This window comes from Vibrio sp. 1580 (assembly GCF_033340055.1).
The window spans coordinates 243,391-269,449 of the sequence record NZ_JAWOVT010000002.1 but is presented as its reverse complement, the minus strand read 5'-3'; the positions used below and the strand labels follow the sequence as shown (position 1 = coordinate 269,449).

Genomic DNA, 26,059 nt, shown 5'->3' with positions numbered 1-26,059 from the left:
AATGGTTGTCTGCCCATGATTGAAACACAGCTTCGGTATCGTCCACTGATACAGTTTGAGCAAAAAACAGGTAAACAGTTGGCTAATGAAGTAATTCTCCGACCGTCTTCACGGCTTGTTCTAATTCATCATTTACAGGTAACGATGTATTAAGCCTCAGGTAGTTCTCATAATTTGGAGCGACAGAAAACAACTGACCAAATGCTACAGTGATGTTCGCTTCCAATAACTTTTGATAAATCGCTTTTCCGCACTTTGTTTTCGGCAGTTCTATCCAAAGAAAATAGCCGCCTTCCGGTTGCATGTAACGAATCGATTGGGGAAAGTACTTATCAACCAGTTCAATAAACGCCAATTGCCGCTGCTCAAGATTCTTTCGCAGTTTTCTAAGATGGCTATCATAACTATCGTTTTGCAAGTAATGCGCGATACCCTGCTGGATTGGTGCACTGCCTGACAACGTCGAGATAAGTTGCAGCTTTTGAAGTTGCTCATTGAAGCGTTTGTTTACCACCCAGCCCAGCCTATAGCCAGGGCAAAGGCTTTTTGAAAATGATCCACAATGCAACACGCGCTCTTGTGTATCAAAAGCTTTAAGTGAGCTTGGCTTTTTTTCAGAAAAATAAAGCTCTGAATACACATCATCTTCGATCAAGTACACATCGTATTTATCAGCCAGTTCGACGATACGTTGCTTCTGCCCGTCACTTAATAAGGTTCCTGTTGGATTGTGAAAGTTAGTCATTAACCAACATGCGCGAACATCATTGTCGGCAAAAGTCGCTTCAATTTGATCCACTGAATGTCCAGTTAACGGATCCACCGTTATTTCTATCGCCTTTAGACCTAAACGTTCAATCGCTTGAATTGCGCCATAAAACGTCGGTGATTCAACTACAACAGTATCTCCAGGCTGGGTCACGGCCTGAAGGCTCAAATTCAACGCTTCTAATGCGCCAGAAGTAACGACAATATCATCATGGGTAAACACCATACCTTGTTGGATGTACCGTTGAGCAATCAAACGGCGTAGAGACTCACAGCCCGGCGGCAAGTTATCCAATAACGTCTCTGCCCCCATCTTCCTGCCTGAGCTGGCTAGGTTGCGGTTTAGCGCTTCTAATGGGAACAATGCAGGGTCTGGAAACGCGGAGCCAAACTTCACCGCATTCGGTGAGGCCTGATTTTTGAGGTAGTCGTAAAGTTCATCGTTGATGCTAGAGCGATAAACGGAAGTGGCTGGAGAACTCGGTTCGAAGCGGTCCAACTCCGCAGTCACAAAATATCCAGACTGAGGTTTCGCTGCGACCCAACCTTGTGCTTCGAGCAGCTGATAAGCTTGTAATACCGTACCTGCGCTGACAGAATGGTTTCGGCTTGTTACACGCACTGATGGCAGCTTTTCCCCTGCTCTCCAAGTATTTTGCTGAATCTGCGTTTTGAACAGCTCAGCCAGTTGACGGTATCGGTTCATGTTTCCCTCATTTCACTTACAGCCGCACCATAGCATACTTCGCGCCAGCATTCTGATATGGGAGTATTCAATTTAGCAACGTAATTTATCAAGCTTATAATAGATATTTCAGCCACGAAGTGAGCGTTTATATCCCATACTTTGACCGTTACACACATATTGCCTCACATCTTTGCAATACCTAAAAGCCAAGGTTTTACGTTGGACTGAGTGCGTTAAACTCACTTCGAACTACTGTCTTTAAATCAGGAGGAAGCGATGAAAGTTTTTACAATGGACGATCTCTCGTATCGCGGAAAACATAAAGGTGTACATAGTTGGGACCATCCTGGCAGTACCACCCCTTATTATTGGCATCCTGATTGGCTGCATATCGCTGAAGATGCTTTGGGTGAACACAAAAAGGCTGACCTTGAAGTCCCTGATGGAGAAACAGCGACAGAAGAGCATGCAAAAGCGGCGATTCTCAAACACTTGAATGACGAGTAGTTTAGGCTCTATCACCGTTCAAGAATAGCATTAGGTAGGCGAATCCATCGTCGTATGCTTTAGACACAAATAAAGCTAAAACCTGCCAAATAGTAAATTCTCCTGAATGAGAAGTACGCATCTTCTATAGCGTTCAAAGGGCAAAATAAGTCGATTGTTATCACATTAATTTTCATTACATCTGTTACATTTAAATAGTAATGGTGATGCACACCTCAACTCATGGATTATGAGAGAAAACAATAATGGCGAAATACAACGAAGAAGATATTAAATACAAAGGTGAATCCAACGGCGTACATTCTTGGAGCTCTCCTTCCGGCCAACCTTATTACTGGCACCCAGATTGGTTACACGTTGCGGAAGATGCGACGGGTACGCATCCGAAGCAAAAACTTGAAGTTGAAAAGACAGAAGTACCAACCGAAAAGCACGCATTAAAAGCGATCTTAAAGCATATGAACGACTGGGCGACTGAAAAACTTTCTTCTAACCCTGACATCGAAACCAATGCGGTTGAGTCGGAAATCAATCTGAAGAAATAACTCCAACCGATATCCATACTTCTAACAGTAAACGCTCCACCTTTGGTGGGGCGTTTTTGTCTCAACAAATCCTCACTAGACAATTATAAACGCGTTAACGCAAAGCACTGAATTGAAACGATTGGGATGTGTGCAAAACTTCTCCAACCATGGCATAAATGCCCTTCAAACTCTGTGCCTACCAAACGTTTTCATGGCAAAAACTTTAGTTATGTTAGAATTCTGTTTCAAATCGCAACTTTTTTAGGTTTTCTTTTCAGTAACGGTTGTAACCAATATTGCTGAAAGGTATAAATGTTAGCACACCCCTTCGATTAACATGGATGAAGATTATGTTTGAAAAAGTAGTTGCCGCTCCGGCTGACCCTATTCTTGGCCTTACTGAAGAGTTTAAAAAAGATGCTCGCGCAGAAAAAATTAACCTTGGCGTAGGTATTTACAAAAACGAGCAAGGCGAAACTCCCGTTCTTGCGACAGTAAAGAAAGCTGAAGCAGCACTTGTTGAAACTGAAAAAACCAAATCTTACCTAACCATCGAAGGCACAGCAGAGTACGGTATTGCAGTGCAAAAACTGCTTTTCGGCTCTGATGCAGAAATTGTAAACGAAAAACGCGCTAAAACAGCTCAAGCTCCGGGTGGTACTGGTGCACTACGTGTTGCCGGCGAGTTCATTAAACGTCAACTAGGCGATGTAAAGATCTGGATCAGCAACCCAACATGGGCGAACCACAACGGCGTATTTACTGCTGCTGGTATCGAAACGGCACAATACAGCTACTACAATGCTGAAACAAAAGACAAAGACTTCGATGCGATGCTAAATGATCTGCAATCTGCATCTGAAGGCGACATCGTGCTTCTACACGGCTGCTGTCACAACCCTACAGGGATCGATCCTACGGCTGAAGAGTGGGAAACATTGGCGAAACTTATCGCAGAGAAGAAATTGCTTCCTCTGTTCGACTTCGCCTACCAAGGCTTTGCTAAAGGTGTGGAAGAAGATGCTGCAGGTCTTCGTACTTTTGCTAAGTACAACAAAGAAATCCTAGTCGCGAGCTCTTTCTCGAAAAACTTTGGCCTATACAATGAACGCGTAGGTGCCTTCACGTTAGTAGCTGAGTCAGAAGAAGTCGCAACAACCGCATTTTCTCAAGTTAAAGCCATTATTCGCTCTATCTACTCTAACCCACCTGCACACGGCAGCGCTGTCGTGACTCACATTCTTGGCAACGCCGAAATGCGTGCGGAATGGGAAGCTGAAGTAGCAGAAATGCGTGACCGTATTCAAGAAATGCGTGAACTGTTTGTAGCGACACTAAAAGCAGAGGGTGTGGACGCAGACTTTAGTTTCATCGAACGTCAAAATGGTATGTTCTCTTTCTCTGGTCTTTCTAAAGAGCAAGTTAACCGCCTAAAAGAAGAGTTCGGTATTTACATTGTCGGTTCTGGCCGAATCAGTGTTGCTGGTATGACGAAGTCAAATATGGGCCCTCTGTGTAAAGGCATTGCAGCGGTTTTATAATCGACTGTCGCATACTTTATTAAAAGGAAAGGTCAGCATAAGCTGACCTTTTTTGTTTTAACTTAACGCCAAAAACGAACCCGTCCGATCTAGTAGACAAACTTCAAACTCAGCCCTACTTCATTGACGTAATCTGAGCTTTCACCGCTGTAATCAGTATCTCTAAACTGATAAAAAAGACCAGTGCCGATGACTTTATGCCATTGGTAGTTAAAACCGATCTTAAAATTGTTCTCATCAACGATATCACTACGGTTCAACTCCACTTCAGCTGTCGCAATAAGCTTTTCACTGAGCAAGTAATTCACCCCAACAGTTACAGCTTGAATCAATTCGCTATCGGAAGACAACGTATTATCCGTTTTGTCGTCCGTCGCTTTCGCTTTGATTGCGCCTATTCCATATATCCCGTAGATATCGAATTGCTCTGTAACTCCATAACGGTAACCACCACCAAACAAAAGGCGGTCAATGCGAAGAGTAAAATCATCCGGATGGAAAAACTGCGCTGAGTAATCAACATTAAACAACCAGTTCTCAGTAAACAAATAGTTACCACCGAGTCCAACTGTGGTCGCATTAGAGTTATCTAACCATTCTTCGTTTGTCGTTCCGGCACCAACATCCAAATGAATGTGTTCGTACCCAAATTTTTCTGCTTGGTCCATGACCGCTGCGCTTGATATCGCCGGCAAAGCAGCTAAAGAAACAAGCAATAAATTTCTCACCATTCGACTTCCTTTCATGAGAATTATCTAAACACTGTATTCCATCGCCTGAGCTACTTGGCTCAAGAAGAATAGCTTAATCTAAAGACGTGATAACGATCTGAAACAGCCAAAGATCTCATCAGTCATCACGAAGAAAACATATCGACGACGTCTTTTTCAATTGAGGTGACCATATAGTAGTAAAAATGAAGCTCCCTTATCGTGCGATATGTCAGAATCTTATGACTGAGCACGAAAATCGCGGTTCAGATAAGACTCTGTTTTAAAACTAAGTTAAGATTACTTTATTATTTGCGAACTAAAAGGCGCCTTCGATGGATGCAGAACTTCTCGAGATTTACAACTTTCTCGCCAAGTATCCCCCGTTCAATGAACTCCCTGAAGAAACACTAAACAAGGTGACAGAGAGTGTCGAAATCTCGTACTACCGAGAAGATACCCCCATCATCCATTTTGGAGACTATATCCAAGATTTATACGTGGTGCGAAGCGGTGTTGTTGAAGTTTATCGACGCAAAGGTGAGCTGTATAATCGCCTTGACGAAGGTGACCTATTTGGCCAGATGGGCATGCTCACCAATAACAAAGTCCGCTTTCCGGTAAAAGCCATTGAGGATACCCTGCTCTACTGTATTCCTGGTGACATTTTCCAAGAAATTTACGATAACTTTGATTCCTTTGCGGATTTTGTTGAAGTTGAAAATAGCGCTCGTTTACGCCAAGCCATTTCAGAAAACAAAGACGCCAATGACCTGACGACATCGAAAGTGAAAACCTTGCTGACTGGCGAGGCTCATACGATTGATCGTGGTCAGACAATCCAACAAGCCGCGCAGCAAATGGCGAATGACAACGTATCGGCTTTACTTATCGTCGACCCAGATTTCGTTCGTGACGAAGACGATCCACAGTCCCCAGTACTTGGTATCATTACTGACCGTGACTTGTGTACCCGTGTGTTAGCTGAAGGTTTGTCCCCACAGGACGATGTGTCCAGTGTGATGACCACTGAAGTCATGTCTCTTGACCACAACGCTTACATCTATGAAGCAATGTTAACGATGCTACGTTACAACGTACACCACCTACCAGTGGTAAAAAACCAATTACCAATCGGTATTATCGAAACAACCGACATTGTTCGTTATGAATCTCAGAATTCGTTGTTGTTGGTGAGTAGTATTTTCCAACAACAGACTATCGAAGATTTAGCAGTTGTTGCCGAAGAAGTGAAAAGCAGCTTCGTGCGTCTTGTCAATGAAGATGCCAACTCTCACATGGTGGGTAGCGCGATGTCGGTCATTGGCCGAAGCTTCAAACAGCGTCTGCTAGAAATGGCAGAAGAAGAGCTTGGCCCACCGCCAATTCCTTATTGTTTCCTTGCACTTGGCTCAATGGGGCGAGATGAGCAACTGTTGGTGACTGACCAAGATAACGCCATCATTCTAGATGAGACTTATCAAGAGGAGAAACATGGTAAATACTTCGAAGCCCTAGCAAAATACGTCAGCGATGGGTTAGATGCCTGTGGCTACAAATATTGCACAGGCGATATTATGGCAACCAACCCACTATGGCGCATGACTCGTTCAGAGTGGGAAGAGTGTTTTGCTGACTGGATTGATAACCCGAACCCGAAAGCACTACTCAACGCCTCCATCTTTTTCGATTTGGATGGCGTCTATGGCCGCTTAAAATGGGCAGAACAGTTAACCAGCTTTATTGTTCGTCGCGCTCGAAAGAACAACCGCTTCTTAGCGTGTTTGGCTCGTAACGCACTAAACAGAACACCACCTCTGGGCTTCTTTAAAGACTTCGTGATGGAAAAAGATGGCAGACACAACAACTCCATCAACCTCAAACGTCGCGGTACTGCTCCTCTGGTCGACTTAATTCGTGTTCACTCTCTGGCAGTTGGCTCACGTGCACAGAACTCGTTTGAGCGTCTCGACGACATCATTGACGCTGGCATTTTGCCAAAAGGTCGAGCACAAGACTTAAAAGACGCGTTAGAGTTTATTTCCATGGTGCGTATTCGTCACCAAGCGACGGACGTGGAACTAGGCATTGATCCTGATAACAATATCGAACCGGAAAACCTCTCTGAGTTTGAACGTCGCAACCTAAAGGATGCATTCCAGATCCTAAGCAATGGTCAAAATTTCCTTAAGTTCCGCTACCAAGCGAACAAGAGCTTTAAGTGAGGTTTAGCATGATTAAAAAGCTCTTTCAGAAGCCAACCATTCAGTGGCCAACGAAGTTTGAACAAAAGCTGGAGATGGCGAAGGATGAGAATTTAATTGCGTTTTATAGCAACAAGCCGCCTGCTCCAGAAACACCGTTATCTGAGGTGGAGTTCGTGGCGTTAGATTTCGAAACGACGGGTTTGAATCCTGAAAAACATGACATCATTACTATTGGTTTAGTGCCGTTTAACCTGAAGCGAATTTTCCTACGTAACTCGCGTCATTGGAAGGTACGTCCACAGCGTGCACTCGATGAAGACTCAGTCATTATACACGGTATTACTCACAGCGAATTGATCGATGCGCCTGACTTAGGCGATATCTTAAGCGAGCTGCTACCATGCTTAAGCGGGAAAATCATTGTTGTTCATTACCGTCGTATCGAGAGAGAGTTTCTGGATAAAGCGCTCAAAAGCCGTTTAGGGGAAGGTATTGAGTTTCCTGTTTTAGATACGCTGCACCTTGAAGAAACGATTCAACAGAAACGTTCAGGCTCTCTCTGGGAGCGTTTAAAAGGGAAAAAACCAGAATCGGTTCGGCTAGCGCAATCTCGACGCCGTTATGGGCTGCCAGACTATACGCCTCACCATGCATTAACCGATGCAATTGCTACCGCAGAGCTACTGCAAGCGCAAATCGCCCATCATTACAGTGAAGAGCAACCCATCAGTGAGTTCTGGCTGTAGTATACTTCACGCTTAATAGCGATCAAAAAAGGAGCCAGATGGCTCCTTTTTACTTAGGTTGAGACAAGATTACAGCTTAAAGCGTTGAATCTCTTGTTCAAGTTCGTGTGATAGCTCAGACAGGTGAGCAGCTTGTTCTGCTGCTTGATGAGCTTCGACTGACAACTCGTTAGACACGTCACGAATACCTTCAGTGTTACGAGTGATCTCAGTGGTTACCGATGCTTGCTCTTCTGCTGCTGAAGCAATCTGCGTTGCCATATCACTGATACGCTCAACAGCAGTGTGGATTTGCGTCAAGCTCGCTGCAGCCGCATTGGCATCATCAACACTGGTATCAGCTAGACGACGACTGTCACCCATAATACCGACCGCTTTGGCTGTTGTGCCTTGTAGCATCTCGATAGTTTCTTGAATCTCTTGCGTTGAAGCATGAGTACGTTGGCTCAATACGCGGACTTCATCTGCAACCACAGCAAAACCACGGCCTTGCTCACCTGCACGTGCCGCTTCGATCGCCGCGTTAAGTGCAAGTAGGTTCGTTTGCTCTGCAATGCCTTGAATCGTTGATAGAATCGTATTGATGCTATTTCCGTGTGCTTCTAGCTCTTGAATCACATCAGTAGCAACTTGAACTTCTTGCGCTAAGTTCTGAATAGAGCCTTGCGTTTGAGTTACTTGGCTTGAACCGTGTGAACAAGCTTGAACCGCTTCTTCTGAGTTACTTGCCGTGCTATCAGCATTACCTGCAATTTCTTGTGTCGCTGCTGCCATTTCGTTCACGGCCGTCGCCACCATGTTGATTTCATCTTGCTGGTAAGAGATACGCTGACTACGCTCCTCAGCTTGCTGTGCTGTCGTGCGTGCTTGCTCTGAAAGCGCAGAAGATACGTGGCTAAGCTTAGTAACCATTGTGTGCATGTTGCCAACAAAACGGTTGAAGTTTTCCGCCAGTTTACCTACTTCATCATCACTGCGTGGTTCTAGGCGTTGCGTTAAGTCACCTTCACCAGATGCAATTTCTTCCAGTGCATTTGATACGCGGTTCAAGTCACGGAACAAGAAACCAACTAGCCAAGAAACTGCAAGAATAACCACAATCGTGATCGCCACAGCAGTAAACAATAGATCTCGTAGCAATACCGCATGACCTGCTTCTTCTGTTGCGCGATCCATTTCAATCGCAAACATCCAATGCGTACCAGGAACTTTATTGAAGTAGTAAAGCTTCTCTTTTCCTTTGATTACCGTATCTTCGATACGACCTTCATCGGCGGCGCGCTCAATTGCCTCTTCTGAAAAATCTTTTAGAACACTGGTGATAGGCTTAAGCGTCAAGCTTTTATCTGGATGCGCTAAGAAGGTGCCTTCATTCATGTCGATTAGCATCGCATGCGCGTTTTCACCTGCATCTAAGTTAATCACATCGCTGATAAGCTGATCGATCAGTACGTCCGCACCAACAACACCAACAAACTGACCATTTTTCATTACTGGCTCAGCAATGGTCACAAGTAGTGCATTCGTGATTGCGTCTTGATATGCGGCTGTGATGATTTGCTTACCCGCGGCATCAGCATCCTTGTACCAAGGACGTGTGCGAGGGTCATAATCAGCACGGTTACGCTCCGGATGAGAGCGGTACATATCACCGTTTGGTGTACCAAGGAAGATGTCATCGAAGCCACCAGCCTTGCGAGCTTGTTGTAGGAAAGGAACAACGTCTTGCTCGGTCGAGTAGTCGTTGAACGCAGTGGCAATATCTTTACGGATATTGACCCAATCAGAAATTCCCTCTGACGCAGTAGTACTAAGACTTTGCGCACGTGAATAGACACCTGAACGAGTCTGATCAAATAATTGACCAGCCGACAACCAAGTAAGTGCTGTTGCCATCACAACAACAGCAGAAAGGCTTGCGCCTATAAGCTTTTGTTTTAATGATAATTTCATATTTATAGTTTTTTGAGTTGGGAGAACAGTTAAGGTGCATGAATATTACACACTTTTTTACGACTATTCACTAATTTTTAAAAAACAAAATAGCACATTAACTCTTTGTAAAATATGAACTTTCATGTGTCATTTTTTTGTCTCGATCGTCATAAAAACCGCACAAAAAAAGCCAGCAAATTGCTGGCCTTTTGATTAATTGTTAGTAAACGGTTTTATAAAATGCCGAATTACTGACGCTCAGTTCGCATACCCATCAATAAGCTCACACACATTGCAAGCAGAATGAAGGTAAATGGCAGTGCTGTAGAAATGGCACCAGCCTGAAGAGCTTGAACCGCCTCGGAGCCACCAATCCATAGCAGAGCAACCGCAATTGCACCTTCCATGAATGCCCAGAAGACACGTTGAAGTACAGGTGCATCGACTTTACCACCTGCCGTGATACTGTCGATAACAAGTGAACCAGAGTCAGAAGATGTAATGAAGAACACAAGTACCAGCACAACAGCGATGATAGAAAGCATGCTACCAAATGGAAGAACATCAAACATTTGGAACATAGCGAGAGATACGTCAGTCAAGCCATTTGTGCCCAGCTCACCTACTTTATCAACAACTTGCTCGATCGCCAGGCCACCAAATACTGACATCCAAATAACAGTAACAGCGGTTGGAACAAGTAGAACGGCTGTAATGAATTCACGAACGGTACGACCGCGAGAAACACGCGCAATGAACATACCTACGAATGGTGACCATGAAATCCACCAAGCCCAGTAGAATACAGTCCAGCCTTGGAACCATGCCTCATCTGTACGACCAAACGGGTTACTTAGTGGAATAATATTCTCTACGTATGCCATAAGTGTGGTTGGAATCGAGCCTAAACTCGCCGCCCAACCGATAAGACCAACAAGGAGAAGTAGCAAGAACGCCACAACCATGTTGATGTTACTAATGACTTTAACGCCACCATCAATACCACGTACCACTGAAACAACAGCAAGCAAAGTTACAACGGTAATGACGACGATTTGTAGGCCAAGGCCTGGCTCAACACCAAATACGTGATGAATACCACTTGCTGCTTGCTGCGCACCTAGACCTAGGGATGTAGCAAGACCAAATAAAGTCGCAAGCACAGCCAGAATGTCCACAATGTGGCCAGCCCAACCCCATGCACGATCACCCAGAAGTGGGTAGAAGATCGAACGCATAGATAGCGGTAAACCTTTGTTGTAGGCAAAGAATGCTAAAGAAAGTGCTACAACACCGTAAATTGCCCATGGGTGAAGGCCCCAGTGGAACATCGTTGCACCCAGTGCCAATCTCGCGGCTTCTGGTGTATTTGCCTCAACACCAAGTGGCGTTTCATACCAACCGGTGAAGTAAGCGACAGGTTCTGCAACACTCCAGAACATTAAACCGATACCCATACCAGCTGCAAATAGCATTGCAAGCCATGACATAAACGAGTAATCGGCAACAGCGTCTTTACCACCTAGTCGAATCTTACCCATTGGTGAGACGATAAGCGCCAAACAGAAAATAACGAAAATGTTACCTGCAATAATGAACAACCAATCGAATGAACCAATAATTTTCCACTTCAGCCCATCAAGTGCCGTCTTTGCGGTATGTGCATCTAGAACTAATGCAGCGACAAGAAACAGCGCAATTAAACCTGCACTAATACCAAAAACTGGGTTATGAACATCAAAACCCCATTTTTGAACGTTGTCCTGACCTACCGTATAGTCGGTACTATCGATACTGTACTTATCTATACCCTTTGTCATCGTTCCTCTCTATTTTTGTAGTGTTTTTACGTACCAAACAAAAAAATCTTTCGAACACGATACGTTTTGCATTCCGTGAAGGCGCAAGATCCTATCATTTGACACGTTTTTGTCTATCTTTTTGCTATTAAAAAATCCAATAACTTACTTTTCACTGTGTGGTTACGGCCTTTGATAGAACAAATCACTACTACAATAGTTAGACCACAAACATTTATTGCTATAATAATTTTAGCTCTTCTTATTTTGTCGAAAAGGCGCGACAAAATGGTATTGAGGACACGGCGTAAAATTGTAGGGGTAATTTTTGATTTCCCCCCTTTAAATAAGGGCGCATTTAAGTTAGTGTCGCCTCGATAAATGTTCCCTACAGACTGGATGAATAAATTGGAAAAGTACGAAGAAGTATTGGTCTCGATTCGTCAGATCATCCGCGCTATTGATTTACATTCTAAAAAGCTGAGCAAAGAGTCTGGATTGACTGCTCCACAGTTGATTTTGATGCGCGCTATCAATGACTTAGATAACGTGACGATTAAACAGTTGTCTAGCCACACTAACATGAGCCAAGCGACCGCAACGACCATTCTAGATAGACTAGAACGAGGCCAGTTTGTTGAGCGTCAGCGCAGTGTTCAAGACAAGCGTAAAGTGCATGCTGTACTTACGAGCAAGGGCCAAGAAGCCTTAAAACAAGCACCAACGCCGCTGCAAGAGCACTTCATTAATCGATTCCAAAAATTGGAAGAATGGGAGCAATCCCTTCTACTATCTTCCGTTCAACGCATCTCGACGATGATGAATGCAGAGGACATCGATGTTGCTCCAATGCTAGAGCTTGGTAGCATTACCAAAGCCGATTAGTTTCGCTCCCACGTGCTCGCTTTTTGCGGGCACTACTCTCCTACTCAGTCAAGCCAGTTTCAAACGCATATTTTGCTAACTCTGCCGTCGAATGTAAGTCCAACTTGTGCTTAATGTTATGGCGATGCGTCTCTACCGTTCGATAACTAATATTGAGTAAAGTGGCGATTTTTTTGCTGCTGTTTCCTTGAGCAACTAATTTAAGTACCGCTTCTTCCCTGCGGCTGAGAGGATTCGTTTTTTGCGTGGCAGGCACCACTTCTTGGGTAAAGAGTGTTTGTGTGACGGATTCACAGAAATACGTCGAGCCTTGGTTCACCGTTTTTATTGCTTGCACCATTTTCTCGGCCGAGATTTCCTTGAGCATATATCCTACGGCACCAGCTTGCATGACCTTCATGATGTACTCGCGATTATCGTGCATGGTCAACATAAGTATTTTGCTCTCTGGGCGAGCTTCTTTAATTACACCAGTCGCTTCAATACCGTTCATTATTGGCATGCTGATATCCATCAATATGACGTCCGGTTGCAAGTGTTTTGCGACCTCTATCGCTTCCAAGCCATTACTTGCTGTACCCACCACTTCGATGTCAGACTCTAACTCCAAACGAGCCATGAAGCCATCCAATACCACTTGATGATCATCGACAATCACTACACTAATCGGTTTATCCATAAACTATTTCATCCAAATTAAGCAGCACAGTAATCTCTGTTCCCAAGCCAAGCTCACTCATTAGCTCAAATTCACCACCGATGAACTCTACACGCTCTTGCATGTTCCTTAACCCAATCCCTTGTTGGTGCACTGCATGGTTAACCACAAATCCAACCCCATCGTCACGTATGAGTAATTGCAGCATATTGCCCATTTTTTGCAAAGTAACCGTTACTTTTTTCGCTCGCGCATGTTTTTCAATGTTATTCAAAGACTCCTGAGCGACGCGATATAGCGTCGTTGCGACTTCCGAAGTCAGTTTGTGCTGCTGAGTATCGAAATTGCTCTCGATATCAATCCCGGAATGGGAATGAAAATCCTGTAGCAAGGTCGTCAGTGCTGCTTCTAAACCGATATCATCGAGGGCGCTTGGACGGAGCTGATGAGAAATATGCCGCACCTCATTTATCGCGGTGACGAGCGATCGTTGTGATTTATCTAAGTGGGATTTGAGTTTTTCGTCTTCCAGTCTATGACTCATTAAGTCTAAATGACATTTACTGGAGACTAACAACTGATTGATTCCATCGTGCAGTTCTCGCGCTAAATGCTTTTTCTCATCTTCTTGGAACATCACGGTTTTATGTGCCAATTCTTTCAGGTTCTTATCAGCGAGGCGATGCTCGTGCAGATTGATCGCCAAAGTGAGAACAATGATTACAGCAACGGTCACCGCTAAGATCACGACGACTGAGAAAAATGTCGTTTCGATATTTTTGTTCACTGCCGCGCGCATATTGGCGACTTCTCGGCTGACATCCTCAATATACAGCCCAGTCCCTATCATCCATTCCCACTTATCGAGCCATGCAGCGTAACTAAGCTTAGGGACGACTTCACCCGTAGATGGCTTTTGCCACAGGTACTGATGAAATCCGCCACCTGATTGCGCTTGATACAATAAAGCTTCGATTAAGCGATCGCCATTTTCGTCTTCAAGATAGAGTAAGTTTTCCCCGACAAGCTCTGGAAGAACTGGGTGTACAAGGTTGGTACCATATTTATCATAAGCAAAAAAATAGCCGTCAGACCCATAACTCAAACGATTTAAAATCGCTTTCACACGCGTTTTGGCAACACTCTCTTCTAATGTCGGATCGTTGTAGATGTAAGAAATGGAGTCAAAAGCGACGTCGACCGTATCTTTCAGCGCCGCTTCTTTTGATTGGATCAGGTTTTGATGAAAGATCTCTACCTCCCTTTTGCCAAGGGTCTTGGTTTGATAGATAGAGATCCAGCTGATACTCGCTGACACCAATACCACGGGTATCAGTGTCAGCAGAATTAACTTTGCTTTGAGAGGCATCCCTTCCCTCCATGAAACGCTGCCTTTACAGCTTACTATCTTAGCAGTACAAACTAATCGATTGTGTCTGCATAGACATAATTAACAGCTTAACAACTTGTCTCAAAAGGTAAAAACTCTCAGTTCACAAAATCTCTTTATTATCGAGTGATTAACTCATACCGTAAAAACCTGGGAAAAACAGCAAAGACGTCAACACAACAATCTGAATCGCGATGAATGGCATCACACCTTTGTAGATATCACGCGTAGTAACCCCTGCTGGAGCGACACCTTTTAGATAGAACAAACTAAAGCCAAATGGCGGTGTGAGGAACGACGTCTGCAAGTTCATCGCAATAAGAATCGCAAACCACGTCATATTAATGCCCATCAATTCAGCGACTGGCGCAATAATTGGCACGATGATAAAACAGATTTCAACGAAGTCGATAAAGAAACCTAAAATCAGAATCACCACCATGGTAATAATAAGGAATCCCCACTTTTCACCCGGCAGTTCTAACATCCACTCTTCAACTAAATAATCACCACCAGTGTAGGTAAATGCCATTGAAAAGGCGGTCGCACCAAGTAAGATCGCAAAGACCATTGCGGTTACTTTAACTGTCTCTTTTGATGCATCATAAATCATCGACCAACTAAACTGTTTATACAATAGTGATAAAATTATCGCACCTGCACCGCCCAGTGCCGCTGACTCTGTTGGTGTTGCAATCCCTGCAAAGATGGAGCCCAATACCACGATGATCAATGCTAAAGGTGGCAATACAGCTTTCAGTGCGGTGAGCACTTCTTGTTTACGACTGATCGACTCATCGCGCTCTATCGCCTGTGCGGCTTGAGGGTTCAACTTCGCGTAGATGAGAATATAGATCACATAGGCGCCAACAAGTGTAATACCGGGCCAGATCGCAGCTTGAAATAGGTCCCCTACCGGTACGCCAAGTACATCACCCAACAAGATCAACACGATAGAAGGTGGGATAATTTGACCCAACGTGCCAGACGCACAAATAGTCCCACACGCTAAACCTTTGTCGTAATTGTACTTGAGCATCACAGGAAGAGATATTAAGCCCATCGCAACAACTGATGCGCCTACCACACCCGTTGAAGCTGCAAGCAATGCGCCAACTAACACGGTAGAAATAGCGATACCACCGCGAACGCCACCGAACAAACGCCCCATTGATTCTAGTAGCTGTTCAGCAAGCTTCGTTTTCTGTAGCACTAGCCCCATAAAAACGAACAGCGGTACGGCCATTAGCACCGTATTTTCCATAATGGACTGAATTCGATATGGCATAAAAGCAAACATCTCGATGCCTTCAGCCCAAACACCAAAAATCAGCGCGATACCACCAAAAGTAAAGGCAACGGGAAATCCCAATAGAAGCGCAAAGAGCGCAACAAAAAACATCACTATACCGATCATAATGACTTCCTTTTACGACTTACCGTTATTACCGGCATAGATGAGATGAGGGTTGACAATTTTGTTGATTGAATGAAGTAACAATCCAATACCACTCACCGCCATAAAGAAAAATGACAGCGGAATCATCGCTTTGATAATCCAACGATATGGTAAGCCACCTGGGTCACCAGACGTCTCGCCTAACGCGTAACTTTCCTTAGCGAAATCAACACCAAACCAAGCTACCAGTAGGCAAAAAGGGAATAAGAAAAATAGTGTGCCTATGATGTCGATGATGGATTGTGCTTTGTAAGATAAGCGTTCATAAAAAATGTCGACGCGAACATGGCCACCGGACTTAATTGCGTAAGGCACACCAAGCAAGAACACGGCAGAGAATAGATGCCATTCCATTTCTTGGAATGCGATAGACACATCATTAAACACGTAACGCATGACAACGTCGTACACAACGTTTGCTAACAACAAAATAAACAGGATGCTGGATAACCATCCGAGAAAATCGCTAAAGCGGTTAAATAATCGCTCAATATAAATAAGACTTCTCATTCCGAACTCCGTGGAACGTTTAGATGCGCTCCGCTATGGTGCGGAGCATTCATTATGAAGTTTTCTTGGGCTTCGATAGCAGGCTAAACCTCTCGGCATCGCCTGCTTCATAACGTTATTGTTGAGCTTGACTGTTTAAGTACGCTCGGTGCGAAATATCTGACCATGGTCGAACTTGATTCATATAGTTCGCTTGCGACTCTTGAATCTCTTTCGCCAAAGCATCTTTTTCTGCATGTTCTTTCAACAAACGATCGTTTGCTTCTCGCAACGCAGTTACTACTTCAGGTGGGAAATCTTTTACTTCAACATTTGGGTATTCAGACTTAATAGATGCCCAGTTTTTGCCGCTTTCGTGTTTCGATTGCGTGTACATATCGTAAGCGGCCGTTTTCATGGCTACTTGCAAAATCGCTTTTAGATCATCAGGTAGACGATTCCAGGTACGCTTGTTAACGAGGAACTGAAGCTCAGTCGCTGGCTCATGCCAACCTGTGTAGTAGTAAGGCGCGATTTTGTGGAAGCCCATACGTAGATCCAGCGATGGACCAACCCATTCCAAGGCATCAATTGTGCGACGCTCTAGAGAAGTATATAGCTCACCAGGGGCGATATTCGTTGGCTTGGCACCTAACTCAGCCAAAATCTCACCAGCAAACCCTGGGATACGCATTTTCAAACCCTGTAAGTCCTCGACGGACTTGATCTCTTTTTGGAACCACCCGCCCATCTGAGTATCGGTATTACCGCCAGGGAAAGACATCAAGTTATGTGGAGAGTACACTTTTTCCATCAGCTCCATACCACCGCCGTAGTAAAACCATGCATACTGCTCAGTTGGCAACATACCGAAGGGCATAGAAGTGAAGTAAAGTGTGTTTGGAACCTTACCCTTCCAGTAATAAGACGCTGAGTGACCCATGTCATACTGACCCGACTTAACCATATCAAACACCCCAAAAGGCGCTTTATGCTTGTTTGCGGAATCAATGCGGATTTGCAAACGTCCGTTGGACATCTCTTCCGCCATTTTGGCCATGTTTTTTGTGGTATCACCAAAAATTGGGAAATTAGGCCCCCAAGTTTCAGCAAGCTTTAAACGATAGACTTTTTCAGCAGCGTTTACAGAAGTCGCTGCGAGTGCCATCGCGGCAGCGACAGCGGTTGTTTTGAGCACTCGTTTTAAAGATTTTTGGATTAGACTCATCGTTCACGTCCTTTATCACCAAGGTTATTGTTGTCATCCATTTCATTAGGATTGGCTGTATTCGGTATAAAAGATGTAACAATGTTGTCTAATGCGAAATGGGCATGAACACGGAAGCGAGTAATTCATCAATAAGGCATTAGCCTAAGGTATTACGTACAAGTACGTAGGAAAACCGTCATGACAAAAGACTAATAATAGCAAAATCAATAAATTATATTTTTATCTATGAATAAAAATAAAAGACAATACTTACGTATTTTTCTGCCAAAAAATTTACATAGTATTTAAGAAAATGTGACAAACCACTTATTGGTAGTGTTAAAGTCAGTACTTAATGCATTATTTCCAATACCAAGATAAAAAAATACCTCGGCATCGGCCGAGGTATTCAATCTAGAACGGTAGCGGTAATTAAACTGCTTTGTAGATAACTTTATTACCTGCTAACTGCTCTTTTTGAACTAGGTTTTCTTCAAGAAGCTTCTTTAGTGCGCCAGTAGCCCATGATGCCGCTTTAGTATCTTCTTGACCTGCAGCTAGACCGATGCCTTTAGGGTTAATACCTTCAGCATTCGCCATAACGATGTCTAATACTTGTTGTTGCTTAGGAGTAAGGGCAACATCAACTGTTTTCACTGCAGCTACTTTTTTATCAGCTACTACTTTCTCCGCAACAGCTTTTTCAGCAACAGAAGGTGCTACTGCTTTTTCCGCAACAGGCTTCACTGCTTTAGGTGCTGCAGCTAAGTTTGCTACTGTCGCTTTAATGCGTTTTTGCAGTTTCATCTGCACTTTACGCTTATGAGCAAGTCTCATTGAATATTTCTCCAGTTCACTGCATCTCAGCAGGGATGAAAATTTGAAGCGCGTTTTATACCAAAATTCACAAGCAATTTGTAGGTTTTAGCGGCGAAACGCGATGAAAAATGCGCTCAAAGCATAGAACGTCTACTATTTAATCAGATATTTTATGAACGGATTTATTGAATACTGGGTATAAAAACAGAGGTTTGTTTTATTTTAAATGCAAATCAATGCATATAAAACTGCCCACTCATTTTTGAACAAGTATTCGATGAGGTTATAAGCATGGAAACGCTGCACCTAACAAATTCACATTTCAAACCCGACTCCCCTATCAACAGAATACTTTTGTTGCTCGTTGCACTCATCACTTTGTTTTTGGTTGCCATTTCTCCGGGATGGAAGCAAGCCATGTTGTCGGTCATTTTGATGTCTGCAATCGTTGGTTTCGCCATCTTGATGATTAAGAAAAGCCAAGTCACTTTTACGCTGACAGCTTCTCACTTTCAGCAACACCTTTTTAAAGGAGGTTGGGTCGTCCGATGGCGAAATATTGAGTCAATCGGTATTTGTAGCTACCAACAGGAAGGGTGGCACCAACCGCTACCTTGGATCGGTATTCGTCTAAAACACTACTCACCCTACTTAAATTCAATCTGCCCTCGTATAGCGACAGAAATTCTCCTCAGCCAGCGAGCACTGCTTTACTTAGGCGCGAAACAAAATCAGTGTGAAGATAAGTTTGAGGATATGGTGCTTGACCCTAAACCGTATATAAACAGAGATGGGATTGAGTACAAAGGTTTGTTAGCGATGCTCGCCAACCGGATGAAGTATCAGAGAGGTTTCTACGGCTACGATCTATTTATATCAGCAAGTGATCTAGATCGTGAGGCTGAGGATTTTGTGGGACTGACTCGGCGATACTTAGCTGCCGCCGAGCCAGAATAATGCTTAGTACACGCACTTTTAGTAAAGCGGCATCTCGTCAGCAACGAACGGGTTAGTTTTACGCTCATGACCGAAAGTCGATTGAGGGCCGTGACCAGGGACAAACGTGACATCATTGCCTAAAGGCCACAATTTCTCTTTGATAGAACTAATCAACGTATTGAAATCACCTTGTGGGAAGTCAGTTCGACCAATGCTACCGTTAAACAAAACGTCACCCACAAACGCTAAACGCGCTTCTTCACTGTAAAGCACAACGTGACCAGGTGTATGACCAGGTGTGTGGAATACGTTCAGCACTTGATTACCAAAAGTGACAGTGTCACCCTCATTTAGCCATTGGTGCGGTTCAAACGCTTCTGTCAGCGGGAAACCAAACATTTGGCTCTGACCTTCCAAACCTTGCAACCAGAAGTTATCTGCCTTGTGAGGACCAACAATCTCTGTACCGCCAAGCAGTGCAGACAGCGGTTCCGTGCCACCTACGTGGTCCAAGTGACCGTGTGTTAGCACTAGGTTTACCACGTCAACACCCAGCTCTTTGATAAGCATAGCGAGCTGCTTTTCATCGCCGCCTGGGTCAACCACAATGCCTTTCATGGTTTCGTCACACCAGACAATAGAACAGTTTTGAGAGAAAGATGTTACTGGAACAACTTGGTATTTCAGAGCCATAGATAACCTATACCGAATAAATTTGCGTGAAAACTGCCGCAACTATGACACTAAGGCCTAGCGACTTCAAGCTTTGAACTGTGGGTAATCGACGACGTTCTGAGACTAGAAACCTTGTCTCAACTAGCACTACCAGGAACGAACAGCTCCCGTATCGATATGAACAAAGTTACTACCTGGATAATAACCCACGCCACCGGCTTTTAGGCTTAATGCAGCATCACGAACCGTTGAAAGCTTCACGCCGTCTAAACGAAAATCAATGGCCTTTCCTTCCATGTGCATGCTCTTTTTCGCTACACGAGAAGACCCGTTGCGCAGCGAGGCGTTAGTGGCAGGAGAACGGTAACCTGAAATGACGATCACCTCTGCTTCTGTACCAATTAACTTTTGAATTTGACTTATTTGATCGAACAAGCGTCTATCCATGGGATGAACCTCATTTCGTCGATGGTCTCGACAAAACTCATTCAGCCTTTGAAGTTCATCATTAATGTATCGTTTTCCATCGAAATAGCATGTTTCGAGGATCTCTCCAGTATTAAGATTGTTCATCGCCAGCGCACGTGGCTCGTCAGGGAGTGAAGCCCAAGAAAATGATGGCAGGGCAGACGCCAACACCACACCACCAGCGGTCATTTTAAGGAAATCTCGGCGGGAAAAGTTACGACTTACCATTTCAAAATACAGTGCTCAACAACTAGACAAGTCGTGGACATTAACCAAACACATTTGTCACGTCAAATGCATAAAATGCTCCATCTTGATATTCAGATGCAGTAATTATTGATTAATTATTGAACGAAAAGAGAATTCTTCGTTTTGTAAATTTTCCTTAAAGATTTCAACTGCGGTGATCGTACTTATAGATATCATCACGGTAGTAAAGCGTTCCCTCTTCCAACCATGCTGTTTGATAAATGATGTGTACTTGAATGCGCTCTCCCAAAGGAACTGACGTGTTAGACCGACGAGAACTTTCTCGCTTTTTCGCTAAACGTTCTTCCAACCCCTGAGTTTTGAACAGAAGTTCTGCTAACTGGTCTGCATGTTCTACACGAACACATCCTGAGCTGAATGCGCGTCTGTCCTGTTCAAACAAGTTCTTACTTGGCGTGTCATGCAAATAAATAGCTTGTGGGTTAGGCATATTGAACTTGTACAATCCCAGTGCATTTTGTAAGCCCGACGCCTGTCGCATACGATAAGGAAATGTTCTCGGATTCACCGTTGCCCAATTGATGGTTGTAGGGTCAATAATTTCGTTCGAAGTCCAAGACCGAATGATTTGAATGTTATGGTTAATCAAATACATCGGATTACGTTTTACTTTAGGAATAATGTCTTTAACCATGATAGTCCAAGGCACGTTCCAAGTTGGGTTGAGAATAACTGAATCCAATGCCACCGACATGATGGGTGTTTTTCTTGATGCTCTCCCTACCACAACTTTAGACTCAAACAAGGGTTGACCGTCATGCCAATACGTGACTTCGTATCCAGGCACGTTAACAAAGACAACATTATCCCTTTCTTTCGACCAAATTCTTGAACGCTCAGAATTCAACGCCAGCAGATGCAATCGCTCTTGAGGAGAAAAGTTGATCCATCGAATGGTATTCGGGCCGATAACGCCATCTTCTTTCAAACCATGAATACGCTGGAACTCTTTTATCGCAAGCTCTAATTGTTCGTCATATTCTTCAGTGACTAAATCCAAGTAAGAAACATCTACGCCTACGATCTCCATTCGCTCAATCAATAGGGGTCTGTTTTCTAATATATCGCCAACACGTGCTAGCCCAGTTTGTTGATAGGCAGGATATTGGTACTGAGAATGTTCCGATAGCGAAGAATAGGCGGAGTAGAAAGCATCATCTGTTTGTAATGGAGACCGGAGACTTGCCAAAAACTGACCAAGTTTGCCAACCGTAATCTCATTACTCAAAACCGATAAAGTATCGATGCTAGGAGCGGGTAACGTAACATGGGCTTTGTCTGTAAATAGCCAATTAATCCCTTCTTCGGGGAGTTGCTCAAGATAACTAAGGTACATCAAGAGTGAATCTGTCATCACTAAATCGAAGTCGAGATTATCTCCCTGCCACCTTACTTGGTTTATCCGGTGAAGTTGATTTTCGAATTCATCGGTGACATCCGCAAGTGCAACCAGGTTTACTTGAAAAAGAAACTGCTCAATATCACTTTCATTTTCCCAGTTCAAACGGTAATTGGTGCTTTGATACAGTTGATCAATCACCTCTGGATAATGGATCATTTTTTCTACAGACAGCTTTTGTACCGCTCCCTCTTGCTCGACTTGCGCTGAAGCTTCGAGAGAAACGACGGTGGAAAAGCTGCAAAACGGCACCAGAAGTGCCGTCATGATTAAAACCCTAGCAAACACTGAAATGATCCTTGCGCTACTTGCCATAATAAAAAGTATGGCAAATATCTCACAGCTTGCAGGTTTAAAATTAAGAATCTGATGCCGAAAACGACAACAAAACTCTCTATAAGTAATTACTCAATGATCTTTCTAGATAATTCTCGACCAATGGTTGTCCCATTGCACTCCGCTTGCGAAGGTACTTTTTGACTCTTCAGGCCTTTGCTCTACCACTTTTCCCGCCCCAGAGCTGACTCGGAACTCATCGCCATAGACCACAACACCAGAGGCATCTGGTAACGCACTTAGCTCGACCAATTTGCCCGTAGATTTAGACCATATACCATAACAACTGCCCGGAGGCGAAGTGGCTAAGATCCATTCATCGGTTGCTGCAATACTCGCAACGTAGTGATTGAAACGCGCCCACTCTTCAGGCTCAGCTTGAAGATCTTGCATTTCACCACCACGCGTGTGCATGGCGATCAAGGCTGGATACTCGTCCGGCTCACCACGATATTGCTGACCACAAAGCACGGTTTCCGCACCATCATGAGCTAAATGGCGAATACTCAACTTATGATCCGGTAAAGACACTTGATCCAGTAGCTCACCCTTCTGTGAAAGGTAACTCAGGCTGGGTTTCATGCTATCAAGATTGAGAGGTTCACGACCGTTAGTGTGTACGCCACCGACGCCAATCGCCAATACACCATCAGGCATCATGATCACTTCATGAGGACCAAGGCCAAAACCCGTTAACTCATCAATCTTTTGATATTGCTTCTGCACATCATAAACACCAATGATCCCGCGGCTTGTCCCCCTCTCCCCTTCTGTGGCAAATAGCAACGTGCCGTCATGGGAGTAAACACCATGTCCGTAAAAATGACGATTTGGCGTTGCTAGTTGCAGTTTGATCATCTGCTCTGAGCGATAATCAAACACCATGAAGAAAGTACCAGGTCGACGACCAAAAACTACGGCGTGGCCTTGTTGGTTGGTTGCTACACCGTGACCACGCTCAGGAATCGGCAATGAAGATAGCGGCATACCATGCTCATCCGCCACCACCGCTGCGAATTTATCTCGACCAATGATAGAACAGCCGATCAACGCAGGTTCACGTGAGCTTGTTGAAGCACAACCAAATGGCATCATAGGTATAGCCGCCCCGAATAGAGCGGCTTTCAGCAAGGTTCGGCGGGTTTGATCAGTCACCATCGGTTGCATTAAATCCTATAACTACGCCAAGCTCGATCGCCACTTCTTCGTGAATCAGGTACTTCAATTGCTCTAGCTTATTGTATTGAGAGAGCACCATGCGATAGCCTTCTTTTGTTTGTAGTGCAGCAAACAAGCTCTTATCTTCTGGCCAAGTTTCTAACGCCATTTCAAACTGATGAACGACACGGTCTGCGAGATCTGCATGGCCTTGCCCTCTAAGTAGCGCATCTAAACCATTCCCGTTAGCAAAGTACAACGCTTCCATCCCTTGAAGGTTGGCTTTTAAGTTTGAAAGCGAGGTCTCGGAACGCCACGATTCTGAGAAATACGGGCGAGGCTTACCAATCTTCGCTAGCGGTCGGCTCAACTTCTTCATGCTGTATTCAAGCTGATTCGAGAGCAGTGAAATGTACTCAGATTCCCATTCCGTCATCTCTAGCGATTTCCAAGGGTTCTCTGCCCAAGAATCCGCGATGATCTGCGCTTTGTCATCAAGGTTTTCAGCAATCGAAACGCCTGTCGCACAAGTATTGCCGTTGCTAGATAAGGTCGACGCTTTATCGTAAAGCAGCCATTCCAATGCACCTAAACCTTGTACGGTGACACTTTGGGTGGAGATATCTTCTGCACTCCAAGCTTGATCAGATTTTGTCAGTACGGACATTTTACGACCAGTGGTGTTCTTTTTATCTGGCCAAAACTGAACATTCCAGCTTTGCTCCAGCGCCGTAGCAGGGCCACGTTCTTGACCTTGTAATGCCATCCACACAAGCATAGTTTGATGCCATTGCTGTTTTACTTGTGCATCATCTTTCGACTCTGATGCGCAGTAATCTGCGAAGCGTTGTTCAAGTTCTGTGGTTTGCGCTAAAAACGTCTGAGCTGATTGAAACTCCACCTCGTACACGCTTTGAGAAATATGACTTGTACTCTCAGGCTTGGCAGAGCTCGAACCGATGGTCGATTGGCAACCAACCAAACTTAACGTTGCGGCAATCGCACTCACTAATAGTGTTTTTTTCATGGTTGCTTCCTTATAGAGAATTCAGAAACGCAATCAATGCGTCACGTTCTTTTTTGTTCAGTGCTAAGACGTTTTGTTTCGCCGTTTCAGCTTCGCCGCCGTGCCACAACACTGCTTCCATCAGGTTACGAGCGCGACCATCATGTAAGAAGTAAGTATGTCCGTTTACTTCTTCGGTATAACCAATGCCCCATAGCGGTGCTGTTCGCCACTCGCGGCCGTTTGCTAGGTATTCCGGACGGTTATCGGCTAAGCCTTCACCCATGTCATGCAAAAGCATGTCGGTGTATGGGTGGATAAGCTGCTCAGAAAGCGCTGGTAACTCTGGTCGTTTCGCCGTTTTAACACTGGTCTTGTGGCAGCTTTCACAGCCAGACGCAGCAAAGATTTGCTGACCAAGTTTCACGTTAGGGTCATTGACATTACGGCGAATAGGTACGGCTAAGTGTTGGCTGTAAAACTCTACGAAGTCGAGAATATTTTCACTCACTTCAGGTTTGCCGCCATTTGGCATGTCGTCACAAATGCTTTGTTTCGAGGTACAGTTTTCATTTGGGAATAAATGGCTCGTAAGACCCACATCACCATTGAATGCTGCTGCATTTTGCTGCATTAACGTCGGTTGTCCTGCTTTCCAGCCAAAACGACCAATCGAGAAATTGTCCTTCTCAATATCCCACACCTTATTGACTTTGCCTGAGATACCGTCTTTGTCGGCATCTTGTTCATCAGCCCAAGCAAGTAGCGTTTCGTCGGGAATACTCTCTAACAAACCAAGGCCGATCATTGGCGGTGCCACGCGTGCTGAGAACTCGGTATCAGGGTGCATATCGCCGTAACCCAGATCGGTAATGTTCAAATGAGGTTTTCTTAGCGTCACCGTCGTACCGTCTTTAAATTTCACTGGGACATCGGTGTAAGTGATTTCGATTTTGCCTTCTGGCGTTTGATCTTGCAGAGCGAAATCTTGAAGCTGGCCACCATAAGTCGGCTCAGGTATGCCGCCATCTTTGATGTAAGCTTTCTTTTGTTCTGGCGTCATCGCAGGAATGCTTAAGCGCACTAACATAGACACGGCATGTAAATCATCTTTCTCTGGCGGATGACCACGACCGTCTTTGATGTGACAATTCTGACAACCATTGGTGTTAAAAAGCGGGCCTAGGCCATCACGAGCGTCCGTTGACGCTGGCGCTTGTACCCAAGGGTTACGGAAAAAGCTGTTACCTACGCTAAAGTCGAGGCGTTTGCTCATTGGCAAGTTAGCAGCAGGAAGAGAATAGGCATTCGCGCCGTCTTTTTTAACACTGGTTTTGCCACCAGACTTAACATCATAAGCCATGGCAGAAGAAGAAAGGATCGCGGCTAGCGCAGAAATTAGGTATGGCTTCATATCATTGCTCTACATAGACAACAAGGGTGATAACAACGAGCTCAAACGTCAAAAGG

General features: G+C 44.4%; 23 protein-coding genes. 7 read left to right on the top strand and 16 right to left on the bottom strand.

The genetic code is table 11. The features are described 5' to 3' along the window. Positions 1-82 precede the first annotated feature (82 nt). Positions 83-1,474 carry a PLP-dependent aminotransferase family protein gene (locus R7093_RS04250; RefSeq protein ID WP_318146524.1) on the bottom strand — a complete coding sequence of 464 codons (1,392 nt, stop codon included), beginning with the start codon at positions 1,472-1,474 and terminating at the stop codon, positions 83-85. A gap of 258 nt (positions 1,475-1,732) precedes the next feature. On the opposite strand from R7093_RS04250, the gene R7093_RS04245 reads away from it, so the two are divergent. From R7093_RS04245 to R7093_RS04235, 3 genes are all read left to right on the top strand, one after another. After that, on the top strand, positions 1,733-1,963 hold the full coding sequence (locus R7093_RS04245; protein ID WP_017636104.1) for a hypothetical protein: 231 nt from the start codon (positions 1,733-1,735) through the stop codon (positions 1,961-1,963). Positions 1,964-2,208: 245 nt separating this feature from the next. Next, positions 2,209-2,508, top strand: a complete 300-nt coding sequence (locus R7093_RS04240) for a hypothetical protein (RefSeq protein ID WP_005376885.1) — start codon at positions 2,209-2,211, stop codon at positions 2,506-2,508. Positions 2,509-2,840: 332 nt separating this feature from the next. Next, positions 2,841-4,031, top strand: a complete 1,191-nt coding sequence (locus R7093_RS04235) for an amino acid aminotransferase (protein WP_047103223.1) — start codon at positions 2,841-2,843, stop codon at positions 4,029-4,031. 89 nt (positions 4,032-4,120) lie between these two features. On the opposite strand, the gene R7093_RS04230 is transcribed toward R7093_RS04235, so the two are convergent. Then, the gene (locus R7093_RS04230; protein WP_025767291.1) at positions 4,121-4,762 is read right to left on the bottom strand and encodes an outer membrane beta-barrel protein; all 642 of its coding nucleotides are present in this window, start codon (positions 4,760-4,762) and stop codon (positions 4,121-4,123) included. Positions 4,763-5,076: 314 nt separating this feature from the next. Between R7093_RS04230 and R7093_RS04225 the strand changes: the two genes are divergently transcribed. Further along, positions 5,077-6,966, top strand: a complete 1,890-nt coding sequence (locus R7093_RS04225; protein WP_047103226.1) for a DUF294 nucleotidyltransferase-like domain-containing protein — start codon at positions 5,077-5,079, stop codon at positions 6,964-6,966. Between the two features lie 8 nt (positions 6,967-6,974). Next, positions 6,975-7,694, top strand: a complete 720-nt coding sequence (locus tag R7093_RS04220; protein ID WP_005376881.1) for a 3'-5' exonuclease — start codon at positions 6,975-6,977, stop codon at positions 7,692-7,694. Between the two features lie 69 nt (positions 7,695-7,763). Here R7093_RS04220 and R7093_RS04215 read toward each other — a convergent pair whose 3' ends face one another. After that, positions 7,764-9,647, bottom strand: coding sequence for a methyl-accepting chemotaxis protein (locus R7093_RS04215; protein ID WP_005376880.1), 1,884 nt, complete (start codon positions 9,645-9,647; stop codon positions 7,764-7,766). 230 nt (positions 9,648-9,877) lie between these two features. Further along, a complete protein-coding gene (locus R7093_RS04210; RefSeq protein WP_047103228.1) occupies positions 9,878-11,449 on the bottom strand; it encodes a BCCT family transporter in 1,572 nt (523 codons plus the stop codon). Positions 11,450-11,836: 387 nt separating this feature from the next. On the opposite strand from R7093_RS04210, the gene R7093_RS04205 reads away from it, so the two are divergent. Beyond that, positions 11,837-12,313 (top strand): MarR family winged helix-turn-helix transcriptional regulator, encoded by a 477-nt coding sequence (locus tag R7093_RS04205; protein WP_005376877.1) that lies wholly within the window; start codon positions 11,837-11,839, stop codon positions 12,311-12,313. A gap of 40 nt (positions 12,314-12,353) precedes the next feature. Here the strand turns inward: R7093_RS04205 and R7093_RS04200 are convergent, their stop codons facing one another. The 6 genes from R7093_RS04200 to R7093_RS04175 all read right to left on the bottom strand — a co-directional run bounded on the left by R7093_RS04200 (position 12,354) and on the right by R7093_RS04175 (position 18,356). Continuing rightward, positions 12,354-12,992: a response regulator gene (locus R7093_RS04200; RefSeq protein ID WP_017636110.1), complete on the bottom strand. Its 639-nt coding sequence runs from the start codon at positions 12,990-12,992 to the stop codon at positions 12,354-12,356. After that, positions 12,985-14,340, bottom strand: coding sequence for a cache domain-containing protein (locus tag R7093_RS04195; protein ID WP_005376873.1), 1,356 nt, complete (start codon positions 14,338-14,340; stop codon positions 12,985-12,987). The genes R7093_RS04200 and R7093_RS04195 overlap by 8 nt, the downstream gene beginning before the upstream one ends. A gap of 151 nt (positions 14,341-14,491) precedes the next feature. Then, on the bottom strand, positions 14,492-15,778 hold the full coding sequence (locus tag R7093_RS04190) for a TRAP transporter large permease subunit (protein ID WP_017636111.1): 1,287 nt from the start codon (positions 15,776-15,778) through the stop codon (positions 14,492-14,494). A 12-nt stretch (positions 15,779-15,790) separates the two neighbouring features. Beyond that, positions 15,791-16,330, bottom strand: a complete 540-nt coding sequence (locus tag R7093_RS04185) for a TRAP transporter small permease subunit (protein WP_053306570.1) — start codon at positions 16,328-16,330, stop codon at positions 15,791-15,793. A 115-nt stretch (positions 16,331-16,445) separates the two neighbouring features. Further along, positions 16,446-17,537: a TRAP transporter substrate-binding protein gene (locus R7093_RS04180; RefSeq protein WP_158156641.1), complete on the bottom strand. Its 1,092-nt coding sequence runs from the start codon at positions 17,535-17,537 to the stop codon at positions 16,446-16,448. 414 nt (positions 17,538-17,951) lie between these two features. Then, positions 17,952-18,356 (bottom strand): hypothetical protein, encoded by a 405-nt coding sequence (locus R7093_RS04175; protein ID WP_005376863.1) that lies wholly within the window; start codon positions 18,354-18,356, stop codon positions 17,952-17,954. A 273-nt stretch (positions 18,357-18,629) separates the two neighbouring features. On the opposite strand from R7093_RS04175, the gene R7093_RS04170 reads away from it, so the two are divergent. Further along, positions 18,630-19,295, top strand: a complete 666-nt coding sequence (locus R7093_RS04170) for a DUF2982 domain-containing protein (protein WP_005376857.1) — start codon at positions 18,630-18,632, stop codon at positions 19,293-19,295. An 18-nt stretch (positions 19,296-19,313) separates the two neighbouring features. Here the strand turns inward: R7093_RS04170 and R7093_RS04165 are convergent, their stop codons facing one another. The 6 genes from R7093_RS04165 to R7093_RS04140 form a co-directional block, all read right to left on the bottom strand. Beyond that, on the bottom strand, positions 19,314-19,970 hold the full coding sequence (locus tag R7093_RS04165; RefSeq protein WP_005376855.1) for an MBL fold metallo-hydrolase: 657 nt from the start codon (positions 19,968-19,970) through the stop codon (positions 19,314-19,316). A 129-nt stretch (positions 19,971-20,099) separates the two neighbouring features. Next, positions 20,100-20,648: a DUF882 domain-containing protein gene (locus R7093_RS04160; protein ID WP_031778936.1), complete on the bottom strand. Its 549-nt coding sequence runs from the start codon at positions 20,646-20,648 to the stop codon at positions 20,100-20,102. Between the two features lie 166 nt (positions 20,649-20,814). Beyond that, positions 20,815-22,356: a murein L,D-transpeptidase gene (locus R7093_RS04155; protein WP_005376852.1), complete on the bottom strand. Its 1,542-nt coding sequence runs from the start codon at positions 22,354-22,356 to the stop codon at positions 20,815-20,817. Between the two features lie 153 nt (positions 22,357-22,509). After that, on the bottom strand, positions 22,510-23,592 hold the full coding sequence (locus tag R7093_RS04150) for a DUF1513 domain-containing protein (RefSeq protein WP_025998733.1): 1,083 nt from the start codon (positions 23,590-23,592) through the stop codon (positions 22,510-22,512). Beyond that, positions 23,573-24,610, bottom strand: coding sequence for an imelysin family protein (locus tag R7093_RS04145; RefSeq protein ID WP_151514963.1), 1,038 nt, complete (start codon positions 24,608-24,610; stop codon positions 23,573-23,575). Before R7093_RS04145 ends, R7093_RS04150 begins: the two co-directional genes overlap by 20 nt. Before the next feature lie 10 nt (positions 24,611-24,620). Further along, positions 24,621-26,003 carry a di-heme oxidoredictase family protein gene (locus R7093_RS04140; protein WP_258489714.1) on the bottom strand — a complete coding sequence of 461 codons (1,383 nt, stop codon included), beginning with the start codon at positions 26,001-26,003 and terminating at the stop codon, positions 24,621-24,623. Between the last annotated feature and the right edge of the window lie 56 nt (positions 26,004-26,059).

Bases quoted from the DNA above. Each gene is read 5' to 3' on its own strand.
- R7093_RS04180 (WP_158156641.1), bottom strand. From the start codon at position 17,537: ATGAGTCTAATCCAAAAATCTTTAAAACGAGTGCTCAAAACAACCGCT.
- R7093_RS04155 (WP_005376852.1), bottom strand. From the start codon at position 22,356: ATGACGGCACTTCTGGTGCCGTTTTGCAGCTTTTCCACCGTCGTTTCT.
- R7093_RS04170 (WP_005376857.1), top strand. From the start codon at position 18,630: ATGGAAACGCTGCACCTAACAAATTCACATTTCAAACCCGACTCCCCT.
- R7093_RS04190 (WP_017636111.1), bottom strand. From the start codon at position 15,778: ATGATCGGTATAGTGATGTTTTTTGTTGCGCTCTTTGCGCTTCTATTG.
- R7093_RS04215 (WP_005376880.1), bottom strand. From the start codon at position 9,647: ATGAAATTATCATTAAAACAAAAGCTTATAGGCGCAAGCCTTTCTGCT.
- R7093_RS04175 (WP_005376863.1), bottom strand. From the start codon at position 18,356: ATGAGACTTGCTCATAAGCGTAAAGTGCAGATGAAACTGCAAAAACGC.
- R7093_RS04160 (WP_031778936.1), bottom strand. From the start codon at position 20,648: ATGGTAAGTCGTAACTTTTCCCGCCGAGATTTCCTTAAAATGACCGCT.
- R7093_RS04145 (WP_151514963.1), bottom strand. From the start codon at position 24,610: ATGAAAAAAACACTATTAGTGAGTGCGATTGCCGCAACGTTAAGTTTG.
- R7093_RS04250 (WP_318146524.1), bottom strand. From the start codon at position 1,474: ATGAACCGATACCGTCAACTGGCTGAGCTGTTCAAAACGCAGATTCAG.
- R7093_RS04195 (WP_005376873.1), bottom strand. From the start codon at position 14,340: ATGCCTCTCAAAGCAAAGTTAATTCTGCTGACACTGATACCCGTGGTA.
- R7093_RS04225 (WP_047103226.1), top strand. From the start codon at position 5,077: ATGGATGCAGAACTTCTCGAGATTTACAACTTTCTCGCCAAGTATCCC.
- R7093_RS04150 (WP_025998733.1), bottom strand. From the start codon at position 23,592: ATGCAACCGATGGTGACTGATCAAACCCGCCGAACCTTGCTGAAAGCC.
- R7093_RS04185 (WP_053306570.1), bottom strand. From the start codon at position 16,330: ATGAGAAGTCTTATTTATATTGAGCGATTATTTAACCGCTTTAGCGAT.
- R7093_RS04210 (WP_047103228.1), bottom strand. From the start codon at position 11,449: ATGACAAAGGGTATAGATAAGTACAGTATCGATAGTACCGACTATACG.
- R7093_RS04140 (WP_258489714.1), bottom strand. From the start codon at position 26,003: ATGAAGCCATACCTAATTTCTGCGCTAGCCGCGATCCTTTCTTCTTCT.
- R7093_RS04220 (WP_005376881.1), top strand. From the start codon at position 6,975: ATGATTAAAAAGCTCTTTCAGAAGCCAACCATTCAGTGGCCAACGAAG.
- R7093_RS04165 (WP_005376855.1), bottom strand. From the start codon at position 19,970: ATGGCTCTGAAATACCAAGTTGTTCCAGTAACATCTTTCTCTCAAAAC.
- R7093_RS04200 (WP_017636110.1), bottom strand. From the start codon at position 12,992: ATGGATAAACCGATTAGTGTAGTGATTGTCGATGATCATCAAGTGGTA.
- R7093_RS04240 (WP_005376885.1), top strand. From the start codon at position 2,209: ATGGCGAAATACAACGAAGAAGATATTAAATACAAAGGTGAATCCAAC.
- R7093_RS04230 (WP_025767291.1), bottom strand. From the start codon at position 4,762: ATGGTGAGAAATTTATTGCTTGTTTCTTTAGCTGCTTTGCCGGCGATA.
- R7093_RS04245 (WP_017636104.1), top strand. From the start codon at position 1,733: ATGAAAGTTTTTACAATGGACGATCTCTCGTATCGCGGAAAACATAAA.
- R7093_RS04235 (WP_047103223.1), top strand. From the start codon at position 2,841: ATGTTTGAAAAAGTAGTTGCCGCTCCGGCTGACCCTATTCTTGGCCTT.